Source organism: Saprospiraceae bacterium, from assembly GCA_016714025.1.
GTDB lineage: Bacteria > Bacteroidota > Bacteroidia > Chitinophagales > Saprospiraceae > Vicinibacter.
In genome coordinates this window covers 1,198,465-1,205,000 of sequence record JADJOB010000002.1, presented here as the reverse complement: position 1 = coordinate 1,205,000, position 6,536 = coordinate 1,198,465, and the positions used below count along the sequence as shown (strand labels likewise).

Below are 6,536 nucleotides of genomic sequence, written 5' to 3'. Positions count from 1 at the left end.
CCAATTTGCTTGCGTAAATGGTCATGAAAGGTATTTTCAACTGCAATGGGTAAACTGCGATGTTCTTCTTCTTGTGTTCCATAGTCATCCGTTTTATACTTATAGGATGCTGTATTGTCATCCATGTAGTTGTTTAAATAGTCATCGAAACTATCGCTGTTCATCAACTCATCCTGACTTTCCTTTTCATATTGCTCTTTTTCAGTAAGGTCAAATTCATTGTCCTGATCATTGACGCCTTCTTTTAAATCAGCATCGTAATTTTCATCGTATTCATTGCCTTCCTCTAAAGCCGGATTGGATTCGATTTCTTCCTGGATGCGTTGGTCGAGAATCGCTGTTGGAACCTGTAATAGTTTCATCAGCTGAATCTGCTGTGGGGAAAGTTTTTGTAAAAGACTTTGGCTTAATTGCTGCTTAATCATGTGCTCTATACTATCTGAATGAACAATCGAATCCCGGGCATGGTTCTCAAAAATCGGGTATCAAATCCTTATAAAATAAGGAATGATTGAGATTTTGCTACCGGAAAATCGTAACATTGCATGGCAAATGTAAAGAAAATAACTACATATTATAAAAATATTTAATATATCTTGATATGACCAGCCTGATTCCTCCCCGTATTGCCGCTTTAAAAACCGTAATGAGCAAGGCCCGAGTGGATGCCTACATTATCCCAACCGCGGATCCTCATCAGAGTGAGTATGTGCCAGAATACTGGGCAGGTCGCTACTGGATTTCAGGATTTCATGGTTCTGCCGGAACGGTGGTCGTAACGGCTGATCATGCCGGTCTGTGGACGGATTCAAGGTATTTTTTACAGGCAGAACTCGAACTTAAAGGCAGTGGGGTGACGCTTCATAAATTACTGGCACAAGCTCAGGCAGAATATATGGATTGGATCTGCAGTCAGCTTAAATCCGGTCAGACCGTAGGATGTGATTTTTGGTGTTTTTCCCTGGCACAAATTCGTGCTTTTGATAAAAAACTGACTGAAAAAGGACTTCATCTGAAAGATTGCGGAGATTTAATGGAGGATATATGGGAAAACCGTCCTGCGCTGAGCCCCGAACCCATTTATGAACATGCTTTAAAATATGCAGGCAAATCCCGCGAGCTTAAATTGAAAAGCCTACGGGAACAACTCAAACTTCAAAAAGCGGATTACATCCTGCTTTCTGCATTGGATGAAATTGCTTATTTGTTGAATTTACGTGGAAAAGACGTGCACTGCAATCCGGTATTTACTTCCTATTTGCTGGTAACCATGGATCATTGTGATTTATTCATTCCACCAGACAAACTTCCGGAAGCCTTAGAGAAAAAATTGGCTGAAGACGGAATCCATGTAAAAAACTACTTTACGATAAAATCGGTGGTTCAAGCCATCAAACCGGGTAAAAAGATATTAATCGATCCATCCACGATGAATGCGAAACTCGCCATTCAGTTTCCAGAAGGAAGTTTACTGAGTGATGTCAGTCCGGTTATGAAAATGAAAGCCCTGAAATCCAAAGCAGAAATTGAGCACATCCGCAAAGTCATGGAAAAAGACGGAGCTGCGCTGGTAAAAGCCTTTATGTGGTTGGAGAATCTGTTGAAAAAATCCAAAAATTGCACCGAACATGAATTTGCCATGAAAATCATGGAATTCAGAAGTCAACAGCCTTTGTATGTGGGGGAAAGTTTTGATGCCATCGTTGGTTATCAGGCAAATGGTGCCATCATACATTATAAACCGGATGCCAAAAAATCGGCCACCATCAAAGCTAAGGGCATCTTATTGGTAGATTCCGGCGGACAATACCAGGACGGAACAACGGACATCACCCGGACCATTGCTTTGAGCGCTCCTGCACCAGAAGTAAAAAAACAATATACAGCAGTGCTCATGGGACATATAGCCCTGGCGGATGCCATTTTTCCGGAAGGGACTAAAGGCATCCAACTTGACATCCTGGCGCGTCAATATTTATGGAATATGTCTTTGAATTACAGCCATGGAACCGGACATGGGGTCGGATATTTTATGAATGTACACGAGCCTCCTCAGGGTTTTGTCACCAGCTGGAATCAACGCGGCCAAAGTGAAATGCTGGAAGGCATGCTTACTTCTAACGAACCCGGATATTACGAAGAAGGATCCCATGGCATCCGAATTGAAAATCTGGTGATCAATACCCTGCACACTAAAAGTGCCAAGGGCAATTATCTCAAGTTTGAAACGGTGACTTTGTTTCCAATTGATTTAAAACTGGTGCACAGTCCGATGATGACAAAACAATGCATCAACTGGTTAAACAATTACCATAAAGAAGTTTATAACCGCATCGCACCGCATTTAGATGCAAGTGAAAAGAAATGGCTGAAGGAAAAATGCAAGGCGATTTAAGTCAATTTACATTGTAATGTTTTATTTAAAAAACATTTTAGACCAGCTGAAATTTATTTAGATACCAATTATAAATCTTTTTTTGAGCTGCATGATTTGAAACAAATAGTTTTAACTCTTTCTCAAAATTAAATAAATTATAACGTAACCATGGCTCAAATTTTATGGTTTTATATAAAATATTCATTCAATATTTATCTGTACTACTTCAACGCTTCCATTTCAAGATTGTCAAATATTTATGAAAGGAAATATTGGAAGGATATTCGTTGTATTTAATTTCAAGAAATGAATTAATATATAACAACGGGTCCTATTTAGATTGTATTGAATCTAACAAAAATAAAAAACGAAGGCTTGATCCATTTATTATTAATTTAGATCAAAACGGAAATGTAATCAGTTCATCAATCAATACCCCTGAAAAAACATGAGATATTTGTGTATCCCAGGATTATAATAACAAACTATTGAAAGTTGATTGCAAAATAGATTGTTTTAAACCAAGTTAATTATAATATTATAAAAAATTGTAATATTCAGGGTATACCCTTAAGTCAATCAGGGTAAACCCTGAATTTTAAAAATCAGGGTTTACCCTGATGTGCACAACAAATAGTTATCTCATCTTTGTATCCAACACGCAAATTAATTTTTTATTAAATTGATCTTATCTAAATTTTGCGTATGGAATTAAAAACAGCTTAACACCTTCTGTTCCTGTAATTTCTGAAGTATCAGGGAATTCAAGAAATAGTCCTATTTATTTCTTGTTTGAAATTTACAAACGTAAATTATATAAACATGCTTAGTAAAGCAATGTAGGAGCTATCTTTTAATCTTTCAGAAAATGGACGAAATTAAAAACCTCAGGAGAACAATTTGACCCGAACACTCCTTAACAAGGTAGGACCTCATTTTTAATTTAAAAACAATGAAAAATTTACTGTTTTTATTTACATTTCTATTGTTCAGCACGTTAAGCAATAAGACAATAGGACAGCTTTATGAAATCCCAGATATTTTATATTCTCAAATCAATATTGACAATGAAATTCCTTTATTGGGATGTTGTAAGGCCTCGATTTGCATTAAAACCCTTAATTTTACTTAAAATCCGTTTTATAATCTTACTGATACTAAATTACAAATGGTAATAAATGAATCTAAATATTACTAATTTACAATTGCAAACCAATATTTATTCAATTCAAGCTGATTTTGATACACTGGCAAATGCTAAAAATTATCTTCAGGTTCAATTAAATAGTACCTTAAATTCTACTTTGAGTCAGGCAATCCAACAGAATGCGGAGATTGCCACAGACACAATTTACGAAGAAAATCAAAAATCAATAAATGAAATTTATCTTAGCATGTTACTCAATGATGATTGGGTCTTGGATTCTGCTGATAAACAAATCATTAATGAAATCGCATCGCAATGTGCAATTATGGGTGGAGATGCTGTTTACAGAGCCAGGTCTCTAATGGCTTTATATAACCAGGCTGTATTTAATGATGATAGTATTTGTTCACAAGCAATGGAGCAATACCAATCAAGTGGAAATTCAAAATTGAATGAATTTCAAATTTATATACAACCTAACCCAAGTTCAGATTGGATAACTTTCCAATGTAATAGTCCGGAAGTAAAAATAAAGAATCTAATATTTAGAGATCTTTCAGGTAAACCAATTCATACAATTTATTTTGAAGAAAATCAAAATTTAATTGAATTAAATATCAGTGATTTAAATCCTGGAATTTTGTTACTGGAATTAGAATTGACAAATGGGATAATTCTAAATAGAAAAATACTTAAAATTTAATTGTTAGCTGAGGTGGAGTATTACTCCACCTCAAATTTTGTTTATTATGAAAATTTTACTACTTATACTATTGCCGTTATCAGTCATACTTTGCCAGGGTAAAAGAGATTATATTTGGATATTTGGAGGCTCTAATTCTACATTAAATGATACAAATTTTTACAGATTTCATATTGACTTTACAAATCAAAAAAGAGAGATTTACATTTCCAATAAAGATTACAGAATACATCAAAACAATGCCAGTATTTGCGATAAAAATGGCAAATTATTATTGTACACAAGCGGTTGTTGGATTTCAGATCGTTTGTATCGACCCATGCCAAATGGAATTATCAATGAGGGGACTGGACATGATCAATCTTGCAAATTTGGAGATTATATTACTCCATTTGGAACGTTAATACTTCCAACTCCAGGTTCAAATGAACATTTTTTTGTAATTCATAAATTTAAAGAATATGTTCAGGATACTTTGTCTATCGTAGCATCCACTAAGTTACTTTATACATTAGTAGATATAAGTTTAAATAATGGAAATGGAGATGTAATTTCAAAAAACAATGTTGCAATCAACGAGTATGTTTCCTATTCTGATTTAACAGCAACCAGACACAGTAATAATATAGACTGGTGGGTGATTAGTCCTGGTAGAGCCAACAATAAATATTTTGTGGTTCAGATGACAGACCAAGGCCCCATGCCATATAAAGAACAGAGCATAGGTTTGGATTTTTATTTTTTAGATGATGGCGGTTCGCAGTCTTGCTTTTCTCCGGATGGAAAGCACTATGCACGGATGACCCCAAGTAATGGATTGTTTTTAATGGATTTTGATAGAAGTTCTGGCACTCTAAGTAATTTTAGAAATATTGTTACGGGAAGTGAAACCAATGACCATACCGTTGGTGTCGCATTTTCTCCCGACTCGCGTTTTGTGTATTTGAGTTATCGTTGGGATCTTTATCAATACGATACCCAAGATCCTGACCCAGTTTCAGCTTTAATCCATTTAGATACTTGGGATGGTTATGTTGAAGACGGGATCTGGGCCGCAGGTTTTGATGCTGCCATGTTGGGTCCGGATTGCAAAATATACATCCGAACTGGTACCAGCAACAAAGTCATGCATGTAATCCATGATCCCAATCAAAAAGGACTGGATTGTCATTTTCAACAACATGGAATCCAACTGCCAGCCTGGAATCATGCCAGTATTCCTAATTTTGTAAATTACAGATTAGGTTATGAACCTGTTTGTGATAGCAACCTGGTCATGAGTTTTATTGGAAACCCAAATGAGTTTATTTATGACGCTTTACTTTATCCCAATCCAGTTAATAAAGAACTCAACATAGAATTTCATGAGCCAAATAATTTTATAAAATCTGCAAGCCTCTTAAATGCTGCCGGTCAGCTGATAAAAAAGTACAGCTTTACATCAAATAGCCAAAAACAAACCATCCAGCTGGATGATATTCAATCAGGAATTTATTTTATAAAAATTATTTTAGAAAACCGAAGGATTATTATGAAACGAATCGTAAAATAAATCACAACCATTTTTCAATGCAAATGAATTTTAAAGCGTGTTGGTGGTGTCTTTAAGTAATTGAAGGCACCACTTTTATTTTATGTTGAACGATAAGTAAAAAGATATTGTAATTATATAAATACACTACAATTTAAAGATATCATATGATTAAGAAAAATTGACCACCGAAAATGAAAATCGTATAAATCTACTTGTAAAATAAATAAATATTAATTTACTTTGCGGAACTAAAAGCGAATCATGGAAATCCAGCAATTGAAAAAGGGCAGTAAAGGAAAATGCTTTATTTTTTTCCTGTTGTTCCTTTTCTTATTTATAAGCCTTCTGGTCTATATCTACAACAAAAACTTCCAACTGAGCTTCTAAACTGGCTCAATCTTCCTCATTTTCAAACAATAGGATTGTTGCGATTTCGTATTGCCCTTCCTTAACATAGAGGTCGGCACTGGCCTTATTTAACAAGGCTTTGGTGGTTACCATCGCTTCAATACCGTTTTTAACTAGCTGAAGTCTTTTTAGTTCGGCCTTATACGTGTCGGCCAGAGACATGATTTTTTTCCATCCTTGCATAATCGAGCGTTTTACAGCAGAACAAATTTATATATGTTTTTTTATTAATATATAATTATTTTTAAATTATTTTTCAAAATAAGTGATTTTAGCCAAATTTTAAGGGCAATTTGGGCAAATTTCGGGTTTAAGGAATAATATAATTTACACATGTGGCTTTTTCAATATGGTTAATTGCCTGAAA

At 34.8% G+C, this 6,536-nt stretch carries 5 protein-coding genes (1 of these 5 running past the window's edge); 3 read left to right on the top strand and 2 right to left on the bottom strand.

Going from position 1 to position 6,536, the window contains the following annotated elements:
* A protein-coding gene (rpoN, locus tag IPJ80_08035; protein MBK7913437.1) for an RNA polymerase factor sigma-54 crosses the window boundary here: on the bottom strand, nucleotides 1-425 show its 5' end (the start). 1,132 nt of this gene lie to the left of the window's left edge; only the first 425 of its 1,557 coding nucleotides appear in the window; its start codon is at nucleotides 423-425; its stop codon lies beyond the left edge, outside the window.
* A 176-nt stretch (nucleotides 426-601) separates the two neighbouring features.
* Here rpoN and IPJ80_08030 point away from each other — a divergent pair, with 176 nt between their 5' ends.
* The 3 genes from IPJ80_08030 (at nucleotide 602) to IPJ80_08020 (ending at nucleotide 5,779) form a co-directional block, all read left to right on the top strand.
* Nucleotides 602-2,395 carry an aminopeptidase P family protein gene (locus tag IPJ80_08030; protein MBK7913436.1) on the top strand — a complete coding sequence of 598 codons (1,794 nt, stop codon included), beginning with the start codon at nucleotides 602-604 and terminating at the stop codon, nucleotides 2,393-2,395.
* Nucleotides 2,396-3,555: 1,160 nt separating this feature from the next.
* Complete coding sequence (locus tag IPJ80_08025) at nucleotides 3,556-4,227, top strand: hypothetical protein (protein MBK7913435.1); 672 nt, start codon at nucleotides 3,556-3,558, stop codon at nucleotides 4,225-4,227.
* Between the two features lie 46 nt (nucleotides 4,228-4,273).
* The gene (locus tag IPJ80_08020) at nucleotides 4,274-5,779 is read left to right on the top strand and encodes a T9SS type A sorting domain-containing protein (GenBank protein ID MBK7913434.1); all 1,506 of its coding nucleotides are present in this window, start codon (nucleotides 4,274-4,276) and stop codon (nucleotides 5,777-5,779) included.
* A gap of 375 nt (nucleotides 5,780-6,154) precedes the next feature.
* Here IPJ80_08020 and IPJ80_08015 read toward each other — a convergent pair whose 3' ends face one another.
* The gene (locus IPJ80_08015; protein MBK7913433.1) at nucleotides 6,155-6,352 is read right to left on the bottom strand and encodes a hypothetical protein; all 198 of its coding nucleotides are present in this window, start codon (nucleotides 6,350-6,352) and stop codon (nucleotides 6,155-6,157) included.
* Nucleotides 6,353-6,536 lie beyond the last annotated feature (184 nt).

Excerpts from the sequence above, each read along its gene's own strand:
- IPJ80_08030 (MBK7913436.1), top strand. The coding sequence starts at position 602 with ATGACCAGCCTGATTCCTCCCCGTATTGCCGCTTTAAAAACCGTAATG.
- IPJ80_08025 (MBK7913435.1), top strand. The coding sequence starts at position 3,556 with ATGAATCTAAATATTACTAATTTACAATTGCAAACCAATATTTATTCA.
- IPJ80_08020 (MBK7913434.1), top strand. The coding sequence starts at position 4,274 with ATGAAAATTTTACTACTTATACTATTGCCGTTATCAGTCATACTTTGC.
- IPJ80_08015 (MBK7913433.1), bottom strand. The coding sequence starts at position 6,352 with ATGCAAGGATGGAAAAAAATCATGTCTCTGGCCGACACGTATAAGGCC.